General features: G+C 33.6%; 22 protein-coding genes. 11 read left to right on the top strand and 11 right to left on the bottom strand.

The window, feature by feature from the left end:
• Window positions 1-82 precede the first annotated feature (82 nt).
• Window positions 83-475 carry a hypothetical protein gene (locus tag QLQ96_RS21910; protein WP_482493244.1) on the bottom strand — a complete coding sequence of 131 codons (393 nt, stop codon included), beginning with the start codon at window positions 473-475 and terminating at the stop codon, window positions 83-85.
• Between the two features lie 94 nt (window positions 476-569).
• On the opposite strand from QLQ96_RS21910, the gene QLQ96_RS21915 reads away from it, so the two are divergent.
• The 7 genes from QLQ96_RS21915 to QLQ96_RS21945 all read left to right on the top strand — a co-directional run bounded on the left by QLQ96_RS21915 (window position 570) and on the right by QLQ96_RS21945 (window position 10,143).
• The gene (locus QLQ96_RS21915; RefSeq protein ID WP_482493245.1) at window positions 570-1,193 is read left to right on the top strand and encodes an HD domain-containing protein; all 624 of its coding nucleotides are present in this window, start codon (window positions 570-572) and stop codon (window positions 1,191-1,193) included.
• A 199-nt stretch (window positions 1,194-1,392) separates the two neighbouring features.
• Window positions 1,393-2,430, top strand: coding sequence for a helix-turn-helix transcriptional regulator (locus QLQ96_RS21920; RefSeq protein WP_482493246.1), 1,038 nt, complete (start codon window positions 1,393-1,395; stop codon window positions 2,428-2,430).
• Window positions 2,431-2,650: 220 nt separating this feature from the next.
• Window positions 2,651-3,109, top strand: a complete 459-nt coding sequence (locus QLQ96_RS21925) for a MarR family winged helix-turn-helix transcriptional regulator (protein WP_482493247.1) — start codon at window positions 2,651-2,653, stop codon at window positions 3,107-3,109.
• Window positions 3,110-3,166: 57 nt separating this feature from the next.
• Window positions 3,167-5,557, top strand: a complete 2,391-nt coding sequence (locus QLQ96_RS21930; RefSeq protein WP_482493248.1) for a 3-hydroxyacyl-CoA dehydrogenase NAD-binding domain-containing protein — start codon at window positions 3,167-3,169, stop codon at window positions 5,555-5,557.
• A 105-nt stretch (window positions 5,558-5,662) separates the two neighbouring features.
• A complete protein-coding gene (locus tag QLQ96_RS21935) occupies window positions 5,663-6,844 on the top strand; it encodes a thiolase family protein (protein ID WP_482493249.1) in 1,182 nt (393 codons plus the stop codon).
• A 170-nt stretch (window positions 6,845-7,014) separates the two neighbouring features.
• A complete protein-coding gene (locus tag QLQ96_RS21940) occupies window positions 7,015-8,820 on the top strand; it encodes an acyl-CoA dehydrogenase family protein (RefSeq protein WP_482493250.1) in 1,806 nt (601 codons plus the stop codon).
• Between the two features lie 306 nt (window positions 8,821-9,126).
• The gene (locus QLQ96_RS21945) at window positions 9,127-10,143 is read left to right on the top strand and encodes a glycoside hydrolase family 18 protein (RefSeq protein ID WP_482493251.1); all 1,017 of its coding nucleotides are present in this window, start codon (window positions 9,127-9,129) and stop codon (window positions 10,141-10,143) included.
• Window positions 10,144-10,190: 47 nt separating this feature from the next.
• Here QLQ96_RS21945 and QLQ96_RS21950 read toward each other — a convergent pair whose 3' ends face one another.
• The 4 genes from QLQ96_RS21950 to QLQ96_RS21965 form a co-directional block, all read right to left on the bottom strand.
• Window positions 10,191-10,676, bottom strand: coding sequence for a hypothetical protein (locus tag QLQ96_RS21950; RefSeq protein WP_482493252.1), 486 nt, complete (start codon window positions 10,674-10,676; stop codon window positions 10,191-10,193).
• A gap of 82 nt (window positions 10,677-10,758) precedes the next feature.
• On the bottom strand, window positions 10,759-11,604 hold the full coding sequence (locus tag QLQ96_RS21955) for a transporter (RefSeq protein ID WP_482493253.1): 846 nt from the start codon (window positions 11,602-11,604) through the stop codon (window positions 10,759-10,761).
• A gap of 116 nt (window positions 11,605-11,720) precedes the next feature.
• Window positions 11,721-12,239 (bottom strand): DUF4251 domain-containing protein, encoded by a 519-nt coding sequence (locus QLQ96_RS21960; protein WP_482493254.1) that lies wholly within the window; start codon window positions 12,237-12,239, stop codon window positions 11,721-11,723.
• 4 nt (window positions 12,240-12,243) lie between these two features.
• Window positions 12,244-12,642 carry an META domain-containing protein gene (locus QLQ96_RS21965; RefSeq protein WP_482493255.1) on the bottom strand — a complete coding sequence of 133 codons (399 nt, stop codon included), beginning with the start codon at window positions 12,640-12,642 and terminating at the stop codon, window positions 12,244-12,246.
• Between the two features lie 213 nt (window positions 12,643-12,855).
• Here QLQ96_RS21965 and QLQ96_RS21970 point away from each other — a divergent pair, with 213 nt between their 5' ends.
• Window positions 12,856-13,383, top strand: a complete 528-nt coding sequence (locus tag QLQ96_RS21970; RefSeq protein WP_482493256.1) for a superoxide dismutase family protein — start codon at window positions 12,856-12,858, stop codon at window positions 13,381-13,383.
• A 109-nt stretch (window positions 13,384-13,492) separates the two neighbouring features.
• Window positions 13,493-14,695 (top strand): LETM1-related biofilm-associated protein, encoded by a 1,203-nt coding sequence (locus tag QLQ96_RS21975; RefSeq protein ID WP_482493257.1) that lies wholly within the window; start codon window positions 13,493-13,495, stop codon window positions 14,693-14,695.
• Between the two features lie 49 nt (window positions 14,696-14,744).
• On the opposite strand, the gene can is transcribed toward QLQ96_RS21975, so the two are convergent.
• The 4 genes from can to QLQ96_RS21995 all read right to left on the bottom strand — a co-directional run bounded on the left by can (window position 14,745) and on the right by QLQ96_RS21995 (window position 18,107).
• Window positions 14,745-15,380, bottom strand: coding sequence for a carbonate dehydratase (gene can, locus QLQ96_RS21980; RefSeq protein ID WP_482493258.1), 636 nt, complete (start codon window positions 15,378-15,380; stop codon window positions 14,745-14,747).
• A 117-nt stretch (window positions 15,381-15,497) separates the two neighbouring features.
• On the bottom strand, window positions 15,498-17,141 hold the full coding sequence (locus tag QLQ96_RS21985) for a SulP family inorganic anion transporter (RefSeq protein ID WP_482493259.1): 1,644 nt from the start codon (window positions 17,139-17,141) through the stop codon (window positions 15,498-15,500).
• Window positions 17,142-17,224: 83 nt separating this feature from the next.
• Window positions 17,225-17,506 carry a hypothetical protein gene (locus tag QLQ96_RS21990; RefSeq protein WP_482493260.1) on the bottom strand — a complete coding sequence of 94 codons (282 nt, stop codon included), beginning with the start codon at window positions 17,504-17,506 and terminating at the stop codon, window positions 17,225-17,227.
• 121 nt (window positions 17,507-17,627) lie between these two features.
• Complete coding sequence (locus QLQ96_RS21995) at window positions 17,628-18,107, bottom strand: Dps family protein (protein ID WP_482493261.1); 480 nt, start codon at window positions 18,105-18,107, stop codon at window positions 17,628-17,630.
• Between the two features lie 107 nt (window positions 18,108-18,214).
• Between QLQ96_RS21995 and QLQ96_RS22000 the strand changes: the two genes are divergently transcribed.
• The gene (locus QLQ96_RS22000) at window positions 18,215-19,159 is read left to right on the top strand and encodes a LysR substrate-binding domain-containing protein (protein ID WP_482493262.1); all 945 of its coding nucleotides are present in this window, start codon (window positions 18,215-18,217) and stop codon (window positions 19,157-19,159) included.
• A 35-nt stretch (window positions 19,160-19,194) separates the two neighbouring features.
• Here the strand turns inward: QLQ96_RS22000 and QLQ96_RS22005 are convergent, their stop codons facing one another.
• Both QLQ96_RS22005 and mnmC2 read right to left on the bottom strand, forming a co-directional pair.
• Entirely contained in the window at window positions 19,195-19,392 is a 198-nt protein-coding gene (locus QLQ96_RS22005) for a hypothetical protein (protein WP_095928926.1), read from the bottom strand.
• Window positions 19,393-19,557: 165 nt separating this feature from the next.
• The gene (gene mnmC2, locus QLQ96_RS22010) at window positions 19,558-20,220 is read right to left on the bottom strand and encodes a tRNA (5-methylaminomethyl-2-thiouridine)(34)-methyltransferase MnmC2 (protein WP_482493263.1); all 663 of its coding nucleotides are present in this window, start codon (window positions 20,218-20,220) and stop codon (window positions 19,558-19,560) included.
• Window positions 20,221-20,527: 307 nt separating this feature from the next.
• On the opposite strand from mnmC2, the gene QLQ96_RS22015 reads away from it, so the two are divergent.
• Window positions 20,528-21,598 carry a branched-chain amino acid aminotransferase gene (locus tag QLQ96_RS22015; protein WP_482493264.1) on the top strand — a complete coding sequence of 357 codons (1,071 nt, stop codon included), beginning with the start codon at window positions 20,528-20,530 and terminating at the stop codon, window positions 21,596-21,598.
• Window positions 21,599-21,653: the final 55 nt, after the last annotated feature.

The following is a 21,653-nucleotide window of genomic DNA, read 5'->3' on the forward strand; positions in this document are numbered from 1 at the left end:
TTTTTATTTCTATGAACGTTTGTTTTTATTTCTGAACAAAGATTTCCAAACTAGTACGCAATTATTCTGCGTAGTATTAAAATTAGAAATGTATTTCTTCAAAACTGTTATTATTATTTTTTTGTTTAACAATAACACTATTAATATCGAATTTAATGTAATGACTTGTCCAACAATCCGAAATCTCAGTTGCAACCTCATGACCATTTAAACATAATTTATTAAGTCCATTAGCCCCACTACTTCCACAGCATCCACTGAATTTTCTTGAATCAGAATGATCTTTTAATTTATGTTTAGTTAATGCGGCTAATAAAAATTGTATTTTAGACTGCGGTTCAACAACATAACAAAAATTATTTTCAGCCATCATATCTTCATAATCTTCATAGCATAAATCTGTTTCAGGAATCTCTATTAATTCATGAGTCAATTCAATTTCACATTCTTTACAATAAATTTTTATAGTCTTCATAATTGTTTCATTTTGACAGAGCAAAGATTTCAAAACTACTACGCAATTATTTTGCGCAGTAAAAAAAGAATTTTAAATTTGAGTAAAAAACAAGATGAATTTGAATAAAATCTACACCGATTTACTTCTAAATATTGGCTTTTCAGCTAACGAAATTCAGCAAAACTGGACTGATTTAGAAAAAGCATATTCCAAGAAATCAAGACATTATCATAATCTGACGCATTTAAAAGAAATGATTGAGAGTTTTGAAATCTATCGAGATCGACTTCAAAATCCGAACGAAATATTATTTTCTATTTTTTATCATGATTTTGTGTATTCAGCTTCAAAAAAAGATAATGAATTAAAAAGTGCTCAATTTGCTCTGTCGATTTTATCTGAAAAACATCTTTTAAATAAGCAATTCGTTTTTGATGCGATCTGCGCAACACAGCTTCACGCACACAACACAAACGAAGATATTAATTGGTTAATTGATTTTGATTTGAAAATCCTTGCCAAAGATTGGGACGATTATAAAATCTATTTTGAACAAATTAGAAAAGAATATCGCATATATCCTGATTTTCTATACAAACCTGGAAGAGCAAAAGCGTTGAAGCATTTTCTGGAATATGAATTTATTTTTCAAACGAATGAATTTAGGAATTTGTATGAAGAGAAAGCGAGAAGAAATATTGAAAAAGAGATAAGTTATTTAGAAAGTAAAAAATAATCTCGCAAAGTCACTAAGACGCAAAGTTTTTTTTATTTCACGCAGATTCTACAGATTTGAGCAGATCTAATAAGATTTTTTTATTATCTCAAATAATCTGTTGAATCTGCCTAAATCATTTTTAATCTGCGTGAAATAATCTGAATAACCTTTATTAAAAAACTTTGCGCCTTCGTGTCTTTGTGGCAAAACAAAATATATGTCACAAAACAAAAACGCCTTAATCCGATATAAAATAATCGACAAATGCCTGCAAAACAAATACAGACAATGGACGCTGGAAGATTTAATCGAATGCTGTTCTGAAGCTTTATCTGAATATGAAGGTCGAGATATTCCCATTAGCAAACGAACCATTCAAATGGATATTCAGCTAATGCGAAGTGAAAAATTGGGTTATAACGCTCCAATTGTCGTTTACGATAAAAAGTATTATAAATATGAAGACGAAGATTTTTCGATAACCGATATTCCGTTAACAGAAACTGATATGAATGTTTTAACTGAAACCGTTTCGATGTTGAAGCAATTTAAAGATTTCTCTTTATTTAATGATGTGTCTGATATTTTACAGCGATTGGAAGATAAAATCTATTCCGAAAAGTCGCATACCAAACCAGTCATTTATCTCGACAAAAACGAAAATTTAAAAGGACTTCATTATTTGGATGAAATATATCAGGCGATAATCAAAAAAATGGTTTTGATAATTACCTATAAATCTTTTAAATCTCGAGAAGAAACCGTATTCCACTTTCATCCATTTATTTTAAAAGAATTCAACAATCGTTGGTTTTTAATTGGAAAGAAAAAGACAACACAACCTATTACCAATTTAGCTTTGGACAGAATTGTTTCAATAGATTACGATTTTAACCTTCCTTATATAGAAGAAGATTTTGATGCTGAATCTTACTACAAAGATATTATAGGTGTAACAGTCAATTCTGGTTTGCCACCGCGACGCATTGAACTTTGGATTGATGCATCGAATGCGCCTTACGTCATTACAAAACCTTTGCATCCTTCCCAGCGATTAATCAAAGAAAATGAAGATCACAGTATTATTGTGCATTTGTTTATTTCGCCTAATTATGAAATGGAAAGGCTTTTATTAGGATTTGGAGATTCTATTGAAATTATACGTCCAGAGAATTTACGAAATCGTATGAAAAAGATATTGCAACAAGCAATTTCTAGATACACGTCAGAAGAAAAAAATGAAATAAATTCATAATTTTTTGAATATTAAAAAATTAAATTCAAAATAAATACCATAAAAAGATTTTTAGCTATATCAAATTGTTAAAATCTAAAAAAAGAATAGTATATTTCATTTTAAAAAAACCACAAACCCCAGTAAATCAAGGGAATCATTTAACTAACCAAAAATTTATGAAAAAATAATATGCATGCATAGTATTTTTTCATTATATTTGAAATCGATATAGTTACCTATGAAAGACAAAACGATAGATTATATTTTGAGAGCAACATGGCAGGCTGTTTCAAGAATGTATAATGAAGAGGCTGCAAAATACGATGCTACAATGGCAACGGGATTTGCTCTGTTAAGTATTGACAAGGAAGAAGGAACTCCGTCGACCGCTTTAGGGCCAAGAATGGGAATGGAAGCCACAAGCTTAACAAGAACATTAAAATCAATGGAAGACAAAGGTTTGATTGTTCGCAAAAAAAACCCAAGCGACGGAAGAGGAGTTTTAATCTATCTGACGGAGTTTGGAAAAGAAAAAAGAGAATTATCTAAAAATACTGTCCTGAAGTTTAATGAAACCGTTAGAAAACATGTTTCAGACGAAAAGCTGAGTCATTTTATCGAAGTTTCGGAAATCATTAATGAATTGATTCACGACAAAAACATATTTAATCAAACAGAAAACGCAGACAAAGAATAGCATTTCGCAAGGCAAGAAATGATTCGAAAACTGCAAAAAACAAACAAGTAACAAATTATGAAACGCACAATTAAAAAAGTTGCTGTAATTGGATCCGGAATTATGGGTTCAGGTATAGCTTGTCATTTTGCCAACATTGGTGTTGAAGTTTTACTGCTTGACATCGTTCCTCGCGAGTTGACAGAAGCTGAAGCTAAAAAAGGATTAACTCTTGAAAGTAAAGCCGTTCGTAACCGTGTGGTAAATGAGCACTTGGCGAATTCATTAAAATCGAAACCGTCTCCTATTTACAGTCAAAAATTCGCTAATAGAATTACGACTGGAAATACGACTGATGATATGGCAAAAATTGCCAATGTTGACTGGATTATTGAAGTTGTAGTGGAACGTTTGGATATTAAAAAATTGGTATTCGAACAAATCGAGAAATTCCGCAAGCCGGGAACTTTGGTTACTTCTAATACTTCTGGTATTCCAATTCACTTTATGAGCGAAGGAAGAAGCGAAGATTTTCAACAACACTTCTGCGGAACTCACTTTTTTAACCCTGCGCGTTACTTAAAATTATTTGAAATTATTCCGGGTCCAAAAACTTCAACTGAAGTATTGGATTTCTTAAACGAATACGGTTCTAAATTCTTAGGAAAAACTTCAGTTGTTGCTAAAGATACTCCGGCGTTTATTGGAAACAGAATTGGTATTTACGGAATTCAGAGTTTGTTCCATTTAGTTAAAGAAATGGGATTAACGATTGAAGAAGTTGATAAATTGACTGGACCAGTTATTGGTCGACCAAAATCGGCTACTTTCCGTACCGTTGACGTTGTTGGTTTGGATACTTTGGTGCACGTTGCCAACGGTATTTACGAAAACTGCCCAACTGACGAACAACACGAATTGTTCAAACTTCCAGATTTCATCAACAAAATGATGGAAAATAATTGGTTAGGAAGTAAAACGGGACAAGGTTTCTATAAAAAAGTAGATAAAGATATTCTTTCTTTAGACTTAGATACATTAGAATACCGCGCTGCAAAAAAAGCAAATTTTGCAACTTTAGAATTAACTAAAACGATCGATAAACCTATTAATCGTTTTAAAGTTTTAGTAAAAGGAACAGACAAAGCGGGAGAATTCTACCGTAAGAGTTTCGCCGGAATGTTTGCTTATGTTTCAAACAGAATTCCAGAGATCTCAGACGAATTATACAAAATAGACGACGCTATGAAAGCTGGTTTTGGATGGGAAAATGGTCCATTTGAAATCTGGGATGCTATTGGCGTTGCCAAAGGAATTGAAATCATGAAAGCTGAAGGTTTAGAGCCTGCTGCATGGGTGAACGAAATGTTGGCTTCTGGAAGCGACAGTTTTTATACTGTGAAAGAAGGAGCAACTTTCTTCTACAACATTCCGACAAAATCACAAGTGAAAGTTCCTGGACAAGATTCATTTATTATTCTGAACAACATCCGCGAAAGCAAAAAAGTTTGGAGCAACAGTGGAGCAATTATTCAGGATTTAGGAGACGGAATTTTGAATTTAGAATTCCAATCTAAAATGAATACAATTGGTGGCGATGTTCTTCAAGCTATCAATAAAGCAATCGACTTATCTGAAAAAGAATATCAAGGTTTAGTTATTGGAAACCAAGCAGCGAATTTCTCTGTTGGAGCTAATATCGGAATGATTTTCATGATGGCGGTTGAGCAAGAATACGACGAATTGAATATGGCAATTAAATTGTTCCAAGATACAATGATGCGCGTTCGTTATTCTTCAATTCCAGTTGTAGTGGCGCCTCACGGAATGACTTTTGGTGGTGGATGCGAAATGAGTTTACACGCTGATAAAGTGGTTGCTGCTGCAGAAACATATATGGGATTAGTTGAATTTGGTGTTGGTGTACTTCCTGGTGGTGGTGGATCTAAAGAAATGGCTTTGAGAGCTTCAGATTTATTCCGCAAAAACGATGTGGAATTAAACGTTCTTCAAGAGTATTTCTTGACAATCGCTATGGCAAAAGTTTCGACTTCTGGTTATGAAGCTTTTGATACAGGTCTTCTTCAACATGGAAAAGACGTTATCGTAGTAAACAAAGATCGTCAGATTGCTGAAGCTAAAAAACATGCGTTGTTAATGGCTGAAGCGGGTTATACACAACCTATCAGAAGAACTGATGTTAAGGTTTTAGGAAAACAAGCTCTTGGTATGTTCTTAGTTGGAACAGACCAAATGGAAGCTGGAAAATATATCTCTGAACACGACAAGAAAATCGCTAACAAACTTGCTTATGTAATGGCTGGTGGTGATTTATCTGAAGCGACTTTAGTATCTGAGCAATACTTATTAGATATCGAAAGAGAAGCTTTCTTATCTCTTTGTACAGAAAGAAAAACTTTGGAGAGAATTCAATACATGTTGACTAAAGGAAAACCGCTTCGTAACTAGAAAAATAGATAAAAAGAAGAAAGAAGCAAGAGAAAAGACAAAACTCTGTTTTGAAATCTTGCTTCTTGCATCTTTCTTCTACCAATCTTAAAAAAACAAAAACAAATGAAAACAGCATATATAGTAAAAGCTTACCGTACTGCGGTAGGAAAAGCACCAAAAGGGGTTTTTAGATTTAAAAGACCTGACGAATTAGCGGCAGAAACTATTCAGTTTATGATGAATGAACTGCCTGATTTCGACAAAAAACGTATCGATGACGTTATGGTTGGAAACGCCATGCCAGAAGCAGAACAAGGACTTAACGTTGGGCGTTTAATTTCTCTTATGGGATTAAAAGTAGAAGACGTTCCTGGAGTTACGGTAAACCGTTACTGTGCATCTGGATTAGAAACTATCGGAATGGCGACAGCTAAAATCCAATCTGGAATGGCTGATTGTATTATCGCTGGTGGTGCAGAAAGTATGAGTTTTATTCCGATGGGAGGTTACAAACCAACTCCGGATTATCAAGTTGCAGCTGCAGGTCACGAAGATTACTATTGGGGAATGGGACTTACTGCTGAAGCTGTTGCGAAACAATACAATGTTTCGAGAGAAGATCAGGATGAGTTCGCATACAATTCTCATATGAAAGCTTTGAAAGCTCAGGCTGAAGGAAAATTTGACAAACAAATCGTTCCGATTACTGTTGAGCAGACTTTCATCAATGAAAATGGTAAAAAAGAAACTAAATCATACGTAGTTAATAAAGACGAAGGTCCAAGAGCTGGAACTTCAGTTGCTGCTTTAGCTGGTTTAAGACCTGTTTTTGCTGCGGACGGAAGTGTAACTGCTGGTAACTCATCTCAAATGAGTGACGGTGCTGCTTTTGTTTTAATCATGAGTGAGGACATGGTTAAAGAATTAAATATCGAACCAATCGCACGTTTGGTAAACTTCGCTTCTTCTGGTGTTGAGCCAAGAATTATGGGTATCGGACCTGTAAAAGCTATTCCGAAAGCCTTAAAACAAGCTGGTTTAACATTAAACGACATCGAATTAATCGAGTTAAACGAGGCTTTTGCTTCACAAGCTTTAGCAGTAACTCGCGAATTAGGCTTAAATCCAGATATCGTAAACGTAAACGGTGGAGCTATTTCTTTGGGACATCCGCTGGGTTGTACTGGTGCTAAACTTTCTGTTCAATTATTTGACGAGATGAAACGAAGAGGTAACAAATACGGAATCGTTTCTATGTGTGTGGGGACTGGACAAGGTTCTGCGGGGATTTACGAGGTTTTATAAAACAGTATTATTAAGTAAAGCATAACGTTCAGTTTGTCATTTCGACGAAGGAGAAATCTCCGTAAGTAACTCGACAAAGATTGAAATACTATGTGGATAATCGTCGCGGAGATTTCTCCTTCGTCGAAATGACAAGATTGAGCAAAAACAAAATATAAAAAAACATAATCATGGCAGATACAATCGAAAAAAACGTGACTCGTGGTGGTCAGTTTTTGGTAAAAGAAACAAAATGTGAAGATATCTTTACTCCAGAAGATTTCTCAGAAGAGCAGTTAATGATGCGTGACTCTGTAAAAGAGTTCGTAGACAAAGAATTATGGGCGCATAAAGATCGTTTTGAAAAGAAAGATTACGCTTATACCGAATCTTCAATGCGTAAAGCAGGTGAATTGGGACTTCTTGGAGTTGCGGTTCCAGAAGAATACGGCGGATTAGGAATGGGATTTGTTTCTACAATGTTAGTTTGCGACTACATTTCTGGAGCAACTGGATCTTTCTCTACAGCTTTTGGTGCTCATACCGGAATTGGAACAATGCCAATTACACTTTACGGAACTGAGGAACAAAAGAAAAAATACGTTCCGAAATTAGCTTCTGGTGAATGGTTCGGTGCTTATTGTTTAACTGAGCCAGGCGCAGGATCTGATGCTAACTCAGGAAAAACAAAAGCAGTTTTATCTGATGACGGAAAATATTATTCAATCACTGGACAAAAAATGTGGATTTCGAATGCAGGTTTCTGCAGCGTTTTCATCGTTTTTGCTCGTATTGGAGATGATAAAAATATTACAGGTTTCATCGTAGAAAACGATCCTTCAAACGGAATTTCTATGAATGAAGAAGAGCATAAATTAGGAATCCGTGCTTCTTCTACTCGTCAGGTTTTCTTCAACGAAACAAAAGTTCCAGTTGAAAACATGTTATCTGAAAGAGGAAACGGTTTCAAAATCGCAATGAATGCTTTAAATGTTGGTCGTATTAAATTGGCAGCTGCTTGTTTAGATGCTCAAAGAAGAGTTACTTCTGGCGCTGTAAAATACGCTAACGAAAGAATTCAGTTCAATACTTCTATTTCATCTTTTGGAGCAATTCGTTCTAAATTAGCTGAAATGGCAACTAGCGCATACGCTGGAGAAAGTGCTTCTTACCGTGCTGCAAAAGACATCGAAGACAGAATCGCTGCTCGTGAAGCGGAAGGAACTTCTCACCAAGAAGCAGAATTAAAAGGTGTTGAAGAATACGCTATCGAGTGTTCTATCTTGAAAGTAGCAGTTTCTGAAGACGTTCAAAACTGTTCTGACGAAGGAATTCAGATTTTTGGTGGAATGGGATTCTCTGAAGATACTCCGATGGAGAGCGCTTGGAGAGATGCTCGTATCGCTCGTATTTACGAAGGTACAAACGAAATCAACAGAATGCTTTCTGTAGGTATGTTGATCAAAAAAGCAATGAAAGGTCACGTAGATTTACTTGGACCAGCAATGAAAGTTCAAGAAGAATTAATGGGAATTCCATCTTTTGATACTCCAGATTTCTCTGAATTATTTGCAGAAGAAAAAGGAATCGTTGCAAACCTGAAAAAAGTTTTCTTAATGGTTGCCGGAAGTGCTGTTCAAAAATACGGTCCGGATTTAGATTCTCACCAACAATTATTGATGGCTGCTTCTGATATCTTAATCGAAATCTACATGGCAGAAAGTACAATCTTGAGAACTGAAAAATTAGCAAAATCTCAAGGTGAAGATAAAGTACAAGAGCAAATCGCAATGGCAAAATTATACTTGTACAAAGCTGTAGATATCGTAAACCTGAGAGGAAAAGAAGGAATCGCTTCTTTTGCTGAAGGAGACGAACAACGCATGATGTTAATGGGATTAAAACGTTTTACAAAATATACAAACTTGCCAAACGTAATTGCCCTTAGAGAAAAAATTGCAGAAAAATTAGTTGCAGAAAATTCATACTGCTTCTAATCTCAAAATAGTTTTTAGCTTTTAATTTGTTTAAGCCCGCGCAAGTCCGAAACTGCGCGGGCTTTTTTTATGTATTTTTTTTCCTGAAAGGCATCACTTACAGGGCGCAATAATTTTGCAACTATTTGCAAAATATTCGTTAAAATAACATCTTGTAAGCCGTGTATTAGTTAAATATCAAATGTATTGCAGTATATTTAGCATTCTAAAAACTATAAAAACAAAATAATGAAAAGAATTACCCTAATCGCATCTTTTTTATTGTGCTTTAGTCTTACTACGACTTTCGCACAAAAAAATAAAAAAATGGATATTATTGCCTATTACACTGGCGATTCAGAACTCATTGATAAATATGAAGTTAACAAATTAAACCAAATCATCTTCAGTTTTTGTCACTTAAAAGATGGAAAATTAACTGTTGATTCAGATAAAGATTCTAATACTATTAAACATTTAGTTTCGCTTAAAGCGAAAAATCCGCAGCTTAAAATTATTTTATCTCTTGGAGGATGGGGAGGTTGCGAACCTTGTTCTGAAGCTTTTTCTACAGCTGAAGGACGCTTAAAATTTGCAAAATCAGTAAAAGAATTAAGTGATTCTTATAAAGTTGACGGATTAGATTTAGATTGGGAATACCCTGCAATTGAAGGACTTCCTGGACATTTGTATCAAGCAGTTGACAAACCAAACTTTACTGAATTAATAAAAATCCTTCGTTCAACATTAGGCAAAAAATATGAGTTAAGTTTTGCTGCTGGAGGATTCCAAAAATACTTAGACGAATCTATTGACTGGAAAGCAGTTACTCCATTAGTTAACAGAATCAATATTATGAGCTATGATTTAGTGAACGGATATTCTAAAGTTACGGGGCACCACACTCCTATTTACAGCACAAATCCTAAAGAAGAATCTACAGATAGAGCTGTTGAGTTTTTATTGAAAGCTGGCGTTCCTGCTGAAAAATTAGTTATTGGCGGTGCTTTTTATTCTAGAACTTGGAAAAATGTAGAAAACATTAATAACGGATTATATCAGGCTGGTGAGCACATTCAAGGAGTTGATTTTAAAAACTTTGCTACAACTTATACTGAAGCTAATGGCTGGAAATATTTTTATGATGAAAAAGCGCAAGCTCCATATTGGTACAATGCTGATACAAAAACTTTTGCAACGTCAGATGATTTAAAATCTATCAAAGCAAAAGCAGAATATGCAAAAGCTAAAAAATTAGGAGGAATTATGTTTTGGGAACTTACTTTAGACAGTTTCCGTGACGGAATGGTAAACGAGATTTACAAAGTTAAAACAGAGAAATAATAAGAAAGGGAATCAATTGATTCCCTTTCTTATTGCTTATTATTATTTTACATCACTTTAGTCTTATCCATTTCGCCAATAAACGGAATCGCTTCTAGAATTTCACTTCTAATTATGGTTTGAAGATAAACCTCAAGCTGAATAAACTTTGCCGCATTTATTGATCCAATTGCTTTTTTCGTCTGATTATACGTTTTTGAGTAAAGTTTCTCATAATCAATATGATTTTTCAAAGTAGCTTTTGCTAATTCATCCGCTTTCGCATCTGTTAAAGTTTCATAATTCGCTGCATAATCATTTATTAATTTGAATTTTGTCTGCCCTAGAGCTTTACGAGCCACTTCGTAATCATCATAAACTTTTGTAAAGGCCGTTGCTTGCGCATCAGATAAATTCATGTATTGTTTTACAAGATCACTTTTAGATTTTCCGTAAACACTTTGTACAACTTCCAAATCTTCCTTATAAGAAGATTGTGCATAAGATGAAAACGAGGCTGCCGCCATGATAAGAATAAGTCCTAATTTTTTCATAGTTTTAATTTTAAATTTGTTTTTAAAAATATATGCATAATAAAATATACTGATTCTAAACACATTAACTCATAATCCAATTCTAAAAAAAGGAATATTGATAAACCGCTGATAAGGCATAATAATTTAATCCGTTGTTGGTATAAGCCCCGATATGATATTGTAATCTGATCGATTGGCCTTTTGCGATTGGAGTAGAAAAAGTTCCTCCAACACGCCAATTATCAATTTGGCTATCGTCAGAAACTCCATCAACAATTGTTTTTCCTCCAAAAAACCAAGTGGTATTAAAACCCAGCCACATCTGATTTTTAAAATAATAACTGGCATGAGCTTGTAAACTATATGTAGATTTCTGCTCCAATTTTTTCCCCATGTAATCATTATTATCGGTATAAAACCAAACCCCAGCGTACGCTTCAGCGTAAACATGTTTAAATAATTTGGAAACGCCAATTTCTGGTTTAAATCCCCAACGATTTGTGCCAATATTAACCTGCTTATCTTCATAATATCTTCCTGTAGGAACAGAAGTAACTAAACTTACCCCAAGAATCGTTTTCTGCTGAAAGGATCTAAATTCTGATTTATCTAAAGCTGGAGAACCCAAAAGATTAATACCAAGTCTAATTTTCATATCTGCAAAACCAGTTCTCGATCCAGTTAGAATATCTCCACTTGTACGCGTTACTTCGCCATCCATAAAAGAATAAGGAAGCGCCACTTGAATACGAGCCAGTTTATCGTACAAACCAAATGTTCTGACATAGTTTACAGCCAGATTATGACTTCGAAGCGTAAAATCGGCGATAGGCAAAGACGGATCTGTGAGTACATTTCCATTCATAAAAACATACCCTGCCGCAATCACATTCAGATCTTTGGGAACATTAGCATAAGCCCGAGGCTCCAAATCCTGACCAAACATGGCGAACGTACCAAAGGAGAAAAACAAAACCGAAAACCGCCACTTTAATAACCAAAAAAACTTTCTTACCATATTATTCAGACGAATTTGTGACAAGTTTGCTAAAATGAATTATGCTATTTTTTCTCCGCTGTTTTTGGAGCATATATTATTCCATCGTAATTAATTGGAGCTCTGTTATTACTAGAAACAGAAAGCGTTGTGCTTCCATTATAATAAATAGAAAACAGTAAATCATATACATCACTCTTACCCTTTACCGTCGCTTTGAAAATTGTATTATTCTTTTTGGCTTCGACTTTAACGTTTTCAGGCTTGCCTTCAAATTTTATTCCGCCATCACTATTATAACCAACATTATAAGCGCGTCCGAAGAAAGGAAGATCGCAAGTTGTGCTATCAGCTTTAAACTTTAAGAAATAAGTATTATAGTCTAGTTGAAGCAATCTTCCGCCTTGAGTCGTTGCTTTTTGAGCTTCAAAAACAAAATTTTGCGAATCAATAAGCGCTTTGATTTCATTCTGTTTTTTTAATTCTCTTTCTTGTTTGAGCTCTTTTTTTGTTTTTTCTTGTGCGGAAACTGAAAAACTTACAACATTTATCAGCAACAGCAAAATCGATAATGTGGTTTTCATGGCATCATTTTTTAGTAAAACGCATCATAGCAATATCTCCAGAAATAAAGTTTAAAGTCTTACCATCATCTGTAATATCGTAAGAAGTTATTTTTTGAAGAGTGTCCAAACACATCATTTTAGTTACTGCTATTGGCTGTGTAAAATCTATTTTATTTCCATCTACAACTAATTTTCCTGTGTATGAATTACAACTGCTGTTTCCAGAAACCTGATTTGCTTTGGCATCAAATTTTATAGTCGGTTTTTTATTTGGATATAATCCATCAAAAGTAATTCGCGGGCCAGAAATATAATTAAGCTCCCAAGATCCGTCCAGTTTAGAAACTGCATCGGTTTTTGCGCATTTGCAAGAAATTAAAAACGAACTAAAAAAAACGAGGGTAAAAATCTTTTTCATCATAACATTAAGGATTAAATGTGAGCGAATTAGATAAATAGGTTTCAGAAATTTTTCGTTAAAAACCTATACGAATTTAAACAATATTTTCGGTTTTTAACTCAATCAACACCAAATTATAACGTATAGTTTGACTTTTTTTTAACTTTTAGAGTCAATCAAATCCGTTATTTTATGTTAAATTTACTTAATCTTTAATTAAAAATGCCCGTAGATATGAAAAAACTAATTGTTTCTTTCGCTATAATTACAGCCTTAATCGTTGGTTGTAAAACAAATAACAAATCAAATGATGCTAAAACTCTGACTGTTGCACTAGAGCCAAAAAGCAACAGTAAAGTTGCCGGAACTGCAACTTTTGTTGAAAAAAATGGCAAAGTAACTTTCACAGCAAAAATAACAGGATTAGAGCCAGGAGTTCACGCGATCCACATTCATGAAAAAGCAGATTGTAGCTCTGCAGACGGAAGTTCTGCTGGAGGACACTGGAATCCGACTTTCAAAAAACATGGAAAATGGGGAGTTGCAGAATATCATAAAGGTGATATCGGAAACTTTACCGCTGACGCAAAAGGTAACGGATCTATCACTTTAACCACTGACGAATGGTGTATTGGTTGTGGAGATGCCAACAAAGATATTCTAGGAAAAGGCTTGATTGTACACGCTGGAACAGATGACTTTACAACTCAGCCAACAGGAAATGCAGGAGGAAGAGTTGCTTGTGCAGGAATCATAAAATAAGAAAAATTTGAATAACCGCTATTTTTAACAAAATCTAGCGGTTATTTCATTTTAAAATGAATTCTAAAACAAGAAAAAGACATAGCTTTGCATCAGCAAAATTAAGTCAATGATTAACCCATCAGCACCAGGCTGGATCGATAAGTTTTTTAGTGAACAGAAGTTTTCAGAAGCTATTCCTTTTGAAACAGTAGATTCGTTTTACTATAAAGTGAGAGAAACGGGATTCATCTACGGACATATTATTGCTATAGATTCTCAATTTCCAATACCTATAAAAGGCTGGTTTAAAACCGAAATTTCTAAAGTAGCTTTACTAAATACGCTCTATCATGTTTTTTGTTTAGAGAAAAGAAATTCGGAACCTAAACATTTTATTTCTGAAGTTTTAAAATTTTACAAGCAAATGAGTCCAGAAGGATTTAATTTGTTTAAAATTTTATTGCCTAAAGATACTCCTTCCCTATCTCTAGAAAATATTATTGATCAGAGAGTTCAAACCAATGATAGCATCATTAGTAAAAACTTTTCGCATTTGGTAACCAATGCTTTATTGTTTATTGATGTTTTAGCTTTCAGACAATATCTAGAACATGGCGAAATCCCTGAAAAATATTTAAAAAGAATAGAAGAAACTGTACTCGGAATTGTTGGTTTGGCTTTAAAAACCAAAACATCAAAATCGCAACACGATGCTCTTTTAATCAAACTTTTTGAAGCTTCTATACGTTATTCTAAATTTTCGAAAGTTACAGTAGAGACTTTAGAAACTTTAAGTTTGGAATACTTCACAAACAGACTTGAACAATATTACTTAATCGATATGGCCGGAATGGCCTTGTGGAGCGATGGAGTTGTAGAAAATGAAGAATCTTATTTTCTATATGCTTTAGGTTCGACAATGGGAGTAGCTGACGATTTTGTAACACAAAGTATGGACACAACCAATACTTTTATTACGACTCATAAAAAGAAGATTCCGTACTTTAATTATTCGAATCCTGTTAAACATTTTTATGATCAAATGACTCATAGCGTAGTCAAATTAATCATTAGAAATAAAAACAGATTAATTAAGGAAATCGTTCAGAGTAAAGAATTAATGGTACTTCTTGCCTATTCGACAACGCGAGATTTGGATGCAAAAGAAAAAAAGAAAGTAAAAAAACAGCTTTTGGATATTTGCAAAACCATTCCGTCGCTTACCATATTTTTACTTCCAGGCGGAAGTTTATTACTGCCGATATTAATCAAGTTTATTCCAACGATGTTGCCATCAGCATTTAATGAGAATTTAGACGAAAACGAATAAAAAAAATCGCCCTGTAAAAGGGCGATTTTTTTTGAACTATATTTTTTAATTAAAATTTCAATTGATAAACTTCATCAAGTTCGTCATTCGAAGCGATATTTACATTCAAATCTGTTACAAATCCAGAATTCAAACCGTAAACCCATCCATGAAGCATTAGATCCTGACCGTTTCTCCAAGCATTTTGTACAATCGATGTTTTAGCTAAATTGTAAACTTGTTCTTTAGCATTGATTTCAACAAAAGCATTAAAACGCTCCGTTTCATCTTCAATTGAGTTTAAATATTTATCGTGTAAACGGTATTCGTCTTTAATATGGCGGATCCAGTTATCAATAATACCAACAGATTGATTTCCCATAGCAGCTTTTACACCACCGCATCCGTAATGACCGCAAACAATTACGTGTTTAATTTTTAGCACATTTACAGCGTAATCTAAAACACTCAGCATATTCATATCAGAGTGCACAACCATATTAGCAATATTACGGTGAACGAAAACTTCACCTGGTTTTGCACCAACAATTTCGTTTGCAGGAACACGGCTGTCAGAACATCCAATCCATAATAATGGCGGTGACTGCCCTTTTGCAAGATCAGCAAAATAATTTGGATCTAAAGCCAATGAATTTTCAACCCACTTCTTATTATTTTCTAATAACTGCTCATAAAATTTTCTCATTTTCTTATTTTTTGTGTGGTAATTTCTAATTCTAAAAATGTCTCAAAAAAGAACTTGAATGTAAAGTTACCTAAAATTTGACATTTCTTTGTTTCTAAAAATACCTAATTTTAATTATTATTTCCTAACAACTTCTTTTTGAACCACTTCCCTTTTAGCCACATCATAATAATGTTCTATCGTAACATGATTATGGTTTTCTGGTGTATTTTCTAATTCGTATGCTTCTTTAAAACCTTTGAGCTTCACTTTTATATTTTCGTCGATTGCTCTGGTTTCTTTAAATTCACGAATTAAATCTAAAACATCATGCGAAATATACTCTGTATCATGAGCATTGATGATAACTTTAGAATTCTCTGGAATTTCAGCTAACGTTTGCTTAATCGCCGCTTTATTCAAGAACGAAACCTCTTGCGCCAAATCGATATGAATGATATCGCCATCTTCATATTCTTCTTTTTTGAAGTTGTAAGCTCTCTTTAAGTTTCCTCTCAAAACAAAAATGATACTAATGATAATTCCCAACGCAACACCTTTTAGCAAATCTGTCGCAACGACAAAGACCAAAGTTGCAATAAAAGGGACAAACTGGTATTTACCCTTTTTCCAGAAATGCATAAAGGCTGCTGGTTTTGCTAATTTATATCCAACCAAAATCAAAACTGTTGCCAATGTTGCCAACGGAATTTTGTTTAAAATTACTGGTATAGACAATACACTTATTAATAAAAGTACACCATGAATTATGGCAGACATTTTAGATTTTGCTCCTGCATTGTTATTTGCAGAAGATCTTACTACTACAGATGTCATTGGCAAACCTCCTAAAAGAGAGCTTATAATGTTACCAACACCTTGCGCTCTAAGCTCTACATTAGTGTTAGTGTAACGTTTTTGCACATCCATTCTATCGGTAGCTTCAATACACAAAAGCGTTTCAATAGAAGCAACAATGGCAATCGTAATAGCAACCACCCAAACTTGCGGATTTGTAACAGCGGTAAAGTCTGGCGTAATTATAATTGATTTAAAGTCATCAAAAGAGTTTGGAACTGGCAAAGAAACCAAATGTTCTTTTGCAATTGCCAAAGTGCTTCCTGTAGAGATAAATATTTGATTCAAAACAATCCCCGCAATAACAGCAACCAAAGCTCCAGGAACTAGTTTCATTCTTTTTAAGAAAGGAACTTTATCCCAAGCCAATAAAATTACCAATGAGACTGCAGAAACTACCACAGCTCCTAAGTGAATATGCTTTAGAACATCAAATAGAAATGAGAATGAATTGCTTCCATCGTTTTGAATAAAAGCCTGATCCCCTTCGAAATCTGCATCATAACCAAAAGCGTGCGGTATTTGTTTTAAGATGATAATAATTCCGATACCTGCTAGCATTCCCTCAATTACGTTTGTTGGAAAATAGTTCGATATACTTCCAGCCTTTAAAAATCCTAATGCTAATTGAATTAATCCAGCAATAAAAACAGACATTAAAAATACATCGAAAGCTCCTAAATCGGTAATTGCGGTTAAAATGATAGCTGTTAACCCAGCTGCTGGACCTGATACACTAATATGTGATTGGCTTAAATATCCTACAACGATACCACCCACAATACCAGCGATAATTCCAGAAAATAATGGCGCTCCAGAAGCCATTGCAATACCTAAACACAACGGAAGAGCCACCAAGAAAACCACTAAACCTGAAGCAAAATCAGATTTAAGGTTGGCAAAAAGATTGATTTTTTTTGTCATAATATAATACTAAAAAAATTATTCATTAAAGATTTACCACATCTCGGTAGAAATGCGGCTAAAGTTCGAAATAATCGGAAGTATTATGCTACGTTAGGTGGTGGAGCAAATATGCTCGGAGATATATTGTCTAATTTGACAATATTTTCAGAAATGATGGTTTTTTTCTCGATGCAAACCGGAATTAAAACTTCGTGCTCAAGAATAGTTGGATGAACTACATTTTTAAGTTCTTTATGCACCTCTTCTTCAGCGATGCTAAAAGATATAGCCGCACTATTCCCTTTCTTCAACGCCTGAACAATTGTCGGGGTCGATAAGAAGGCAATAAATATGAATAATAATATGCGAGCTATATATTTCATCGAAACAAAAATAGCGTTAAACAAATAAAATCAAAGAGATTTGATAGAAATTTAACAAAAATAAAAAAGCAGAATGCGATTTTCATTCCATTCTGCTTTTAATTCTTTAAAAAACAATTATTTACAAAGTTTCTTCTAACCAAGCATTCATCATCCAAATCGTTTTTTCTTGTTCAGAAATGAAATCACTCATCATTGAATTAGTTCCTTCGTCGTTAATTTCATCAGATTTGTTCAATATTTCTCTTTCGATTTTTAATAAATCTGATAACGAATGAACAATTAATTGAACCGCTTTTTCATCATTAGAAATATTTTTCCCAACTGCTAATTTATTGTTTTGGATATAGTCTTCAAAAGTATGCAATGGAGTTCCTCCAATTGTTAAAACTCTTTCGGCTATCATGTCTATTTTTAATTGCGCATCTGTATATAATTCTTCGAATTTTACATGTAAATCAAAAAAACGTTTTCCGCGAATGTTCCAATGAATTCCTCTCAAGTTTTGATAATACACCTGAAAATTCGACAATAATACATTCAGTTCTTTTACTAATAATTCTGATTCTTTTACAGGTAATCCTAAAATATTTGTCTTCATAATCTACTTTTTTACACTAATTTACTACAAATTTAGAGTAACTTTACTAAAATAAACATAAATAAAAATTATATTTTCTTATTTTTGCATCACAAATTACTATCAAAATGACTATAACTCAATTGCAATATGTATTAGCGGTTGCTGAACATAAAAATTTCACTCTTGCTGCTGAAAAATGCTTCGTTACACAGCCAACTTTAAGTATGCAAATACAAAAAATTGAAGAAGAGCTTAATATTTTAATTTTCGACAGAAGTAAAAAACCGATTCAGCTTACCGATATTGGACAAAAAATTGTCAATCAGGCTAAGAATATCGTAAACGAGGCTGATCGTATAAAAGATATTGTAGAACAACAGAAAGGTTTTATTGGAGGAGAATTTCGTTTAGGAATTATCCCAACGATTATGCCTACGTTGCTCCCTATGTTTTTAAATAATTTTATTAAAAAATATCCTAAAGTAAAACTCTTGATCGAAGAGTTAAATACAGAAGAGATTATCTTAAAATTAAAGAATGGACATTTAGATGCTGCAATTGCTGCAACTCCGCTTGAAGACGAAAAAATCAAAGAGATTGTTTTGTATTTTGAGCCTTTCGTAGCGTATATTCCTGAGCATCATTCAAGTTTCCAGAAAAATGAAATTGAAGTTGCCGACTTAAATCTGAACGAAATTCTATTATTACAAGACGGACATTGCTTTAGAGATGGGATTTTGAATTTGTGCAAAAATGTCTCAGACTCCGATCAAAATAATTTCCAGATTCAAAGCGGTAGTTTTGAAACCTTAATTAAATTGGCAGACGAAGGCCTTGGCACAACGTTACTTCCGTACTTGCACACTTTAGACTTAAAAGAATCCGATAGACTGAAACTCCGTAATTTTAAGGAACCAAAACCAGCTCGAGAGGTAAGTTTGATTTACCCAAAGAGCGAATTAAAAATGCAAATTATTGATGCTCTGAGATCTACAATTGCAGGCGTTGTAAAAGGCGCAATTGTTTTTCAGAACGTTCAAATCATTAGTCCGTTGCAAAAGAAAGCGTAATAAAAAAGGAGCCAAATTGGCTCCTTTCTTTTCTTTTATACTTTAATTAGCTGTAGACTTTGTTTTAATTCTGGTTTTCCAACTACAAAATTTAATAACCATTCTTGCAATTGTTCCATTTCATAAGGTAACAGTGTTTTGATAGCTTTTTCTAGCTCTTTGCAGAAAAGTATCGGATCGAAACTAACTCTTTCAAGTATTGATTTCGTGTAATCAAACATCATTTTTGACATAATAAAATAAGATTTTCGGGGGTTATCTATTTTTTAAACTCGAGCCAAATTTAAACAATTAACTAACATAAATTCCATTTTTAACTTATTTTTTAAAAAAAATTAGCAACGAATACGTTTTCTTAAAACATATAAATCAATATGGAATGATTCTAAATAATTCATTTAAACCTTTTTAAAGGCCCTAAACATTTCTCTCTTCCCTGGAGGTCCGGCTAATTTTTCTACAGTAAATCCAACTTCAATCATGCTTCTTTTAACAACTCCTCGCGCTGCGTATGTAACAAGAACTCCATTTGGCTTTAAACTATTATACATTTTCTGAAAAATTTCGGTACTCCAAAGTTCTGGTTGCACTCTGTAACCAAAGGCATCAAAATAAATCAAATCAAAAATTTCAAAATCGTTTATTTCATGAAAAAATTGTTTTCTTTTGGTTAAGGAGAACTGGTCGCAAATTTCTATTTTTTCATTCCATTCAGATTTATGCATTTTTTCAAAAATGTTGTAAAATTCCGACGCTTCTAATTCTTCAGCATAATTCATTTCCAAAATCTCTTCTGCATCTACAGGATAAGCTTCTACTCCAACATAATCAATAATCTGTTGCTTTTTAACAGATTCCAAAAAAGTAATAAAAGTATTTAATCCTGTCCCAAAACCTATTTCTAATATACTTATAGGATTCTCAAATAGAGAAAGTCCATTTTTTATAAATACATGTTTTGCTTCCTGAATTGCACCGTGTTTAGAATGGTAGCATTCGTCCCATTCTGGCAAACGAATTGTAGTTGAGCCATCTAGCGTTTTAATTATTTCTCTTTTCACTTTTTCACAATTTAACAATAGCTATTTATTGATTTCCAAGCCATTTCAGCAATCAAATTTAGTCAAAACTAATGCGTAAAGCCTTAAAAATCGATAGTTTTTTCATAAATTCTTTATAAAAATCAGTTAAATATTTGAGTTTATTATAGGATAAATAAATCTCAGTCAAAACCATTAAATAATGAATTTTCACTAAATGTTTTAGAGATTTTTACGTAATTTTGCATTCTATAAATTCTATTTTACACGATATCATCACTTTGATTTTTATTAAGTGAAAAATATCACACAAAAAACTTACATAACTATGAGTACAACTCAAACAAGCAAAATTGAAATCAGAAAAGCTGATTCGTCTAAGATAAGCTCTGTAGACTTTGAAAACTTAAGTTTTGGTGCTGTATTTACAGACCATTTATTTGAATGCGATTATAAAGACGGACAATGGCAAAACCCTGTCATTAAGCCTTATGCTCCGATCTTAATGGATCCATCATCAAAAGTCTTTCATTATGGTCAAGCTATTTTTGAAGGAATGAAAGCTTACAAAGATGAGAGCAATGATGTTTGGTTGTTTAGACCTGATGAAAATTACAAACGTTTTAATAATTCTGCAGTTCGTATGGCAATGCCAGAAGTTCCAGAAGATATTTTCATGGATGGTTTAAATGAATTATTGAAAATTGATCAAGAATGGATTCAGAGAGGAAACGGCGCAAGTATGTATATCCGTCCTTTTATGATTGCTACAGGTCCTGGAGTTATCGCAAATCCTTCTGACGAATATAAATTTATGATTTTACTTTCTCCAGCAAAAGCATATTACGGAGGTGAAGTAAAAGTTATCATTGCTGAACATTATAGTAGAGCTGCAAATGGAGGAATCGGAGCTGCAAAAGCTGCTGGAAACTACGCTGCTCAATTTTATCCAACCAACTTGGCAAACAAAGATGGTTTCCAACAAGTTATTTGGACAGATGATGCAACGCACACAAAACTAGAAGAAGCGGGAACAATGAACGTTTTCTTCAGAATCAACGATACTTTATTGACAGCTCCAACAAGCGAAAGAATTTTAGATGGTGTTACTAGAAAAAGTTTGATCGCAATGGCTGAAAAAGAAGGATTAAATGTAGAAGTTCGTCCAGTAATTGTTACTGAATTGGTTGAAGCGGCTAAAAACGGATCTTTGAAAGAAATCTTCGGAGCGGGAACTGCAGCGGTTATCAGCGTGATCAAAGGATTCTCTTATAAAGATGAATATTTTGAAATGGCTCCAATCGAAAATTCGTATGCTTCTTTCTTAAAAGAAAAACTAACAAGTCTTCAAAACAAACTTTCTGAAGACACTTACGGATGGACAGTTAAAGTTCAATAATCCAAAACCATATTACAAAAGAAACCCGATAAATTAAGTTTTATCGGGTTTTTTA

The organism is Flavobacterium sp. B167r (assembly GCF_056824315.1).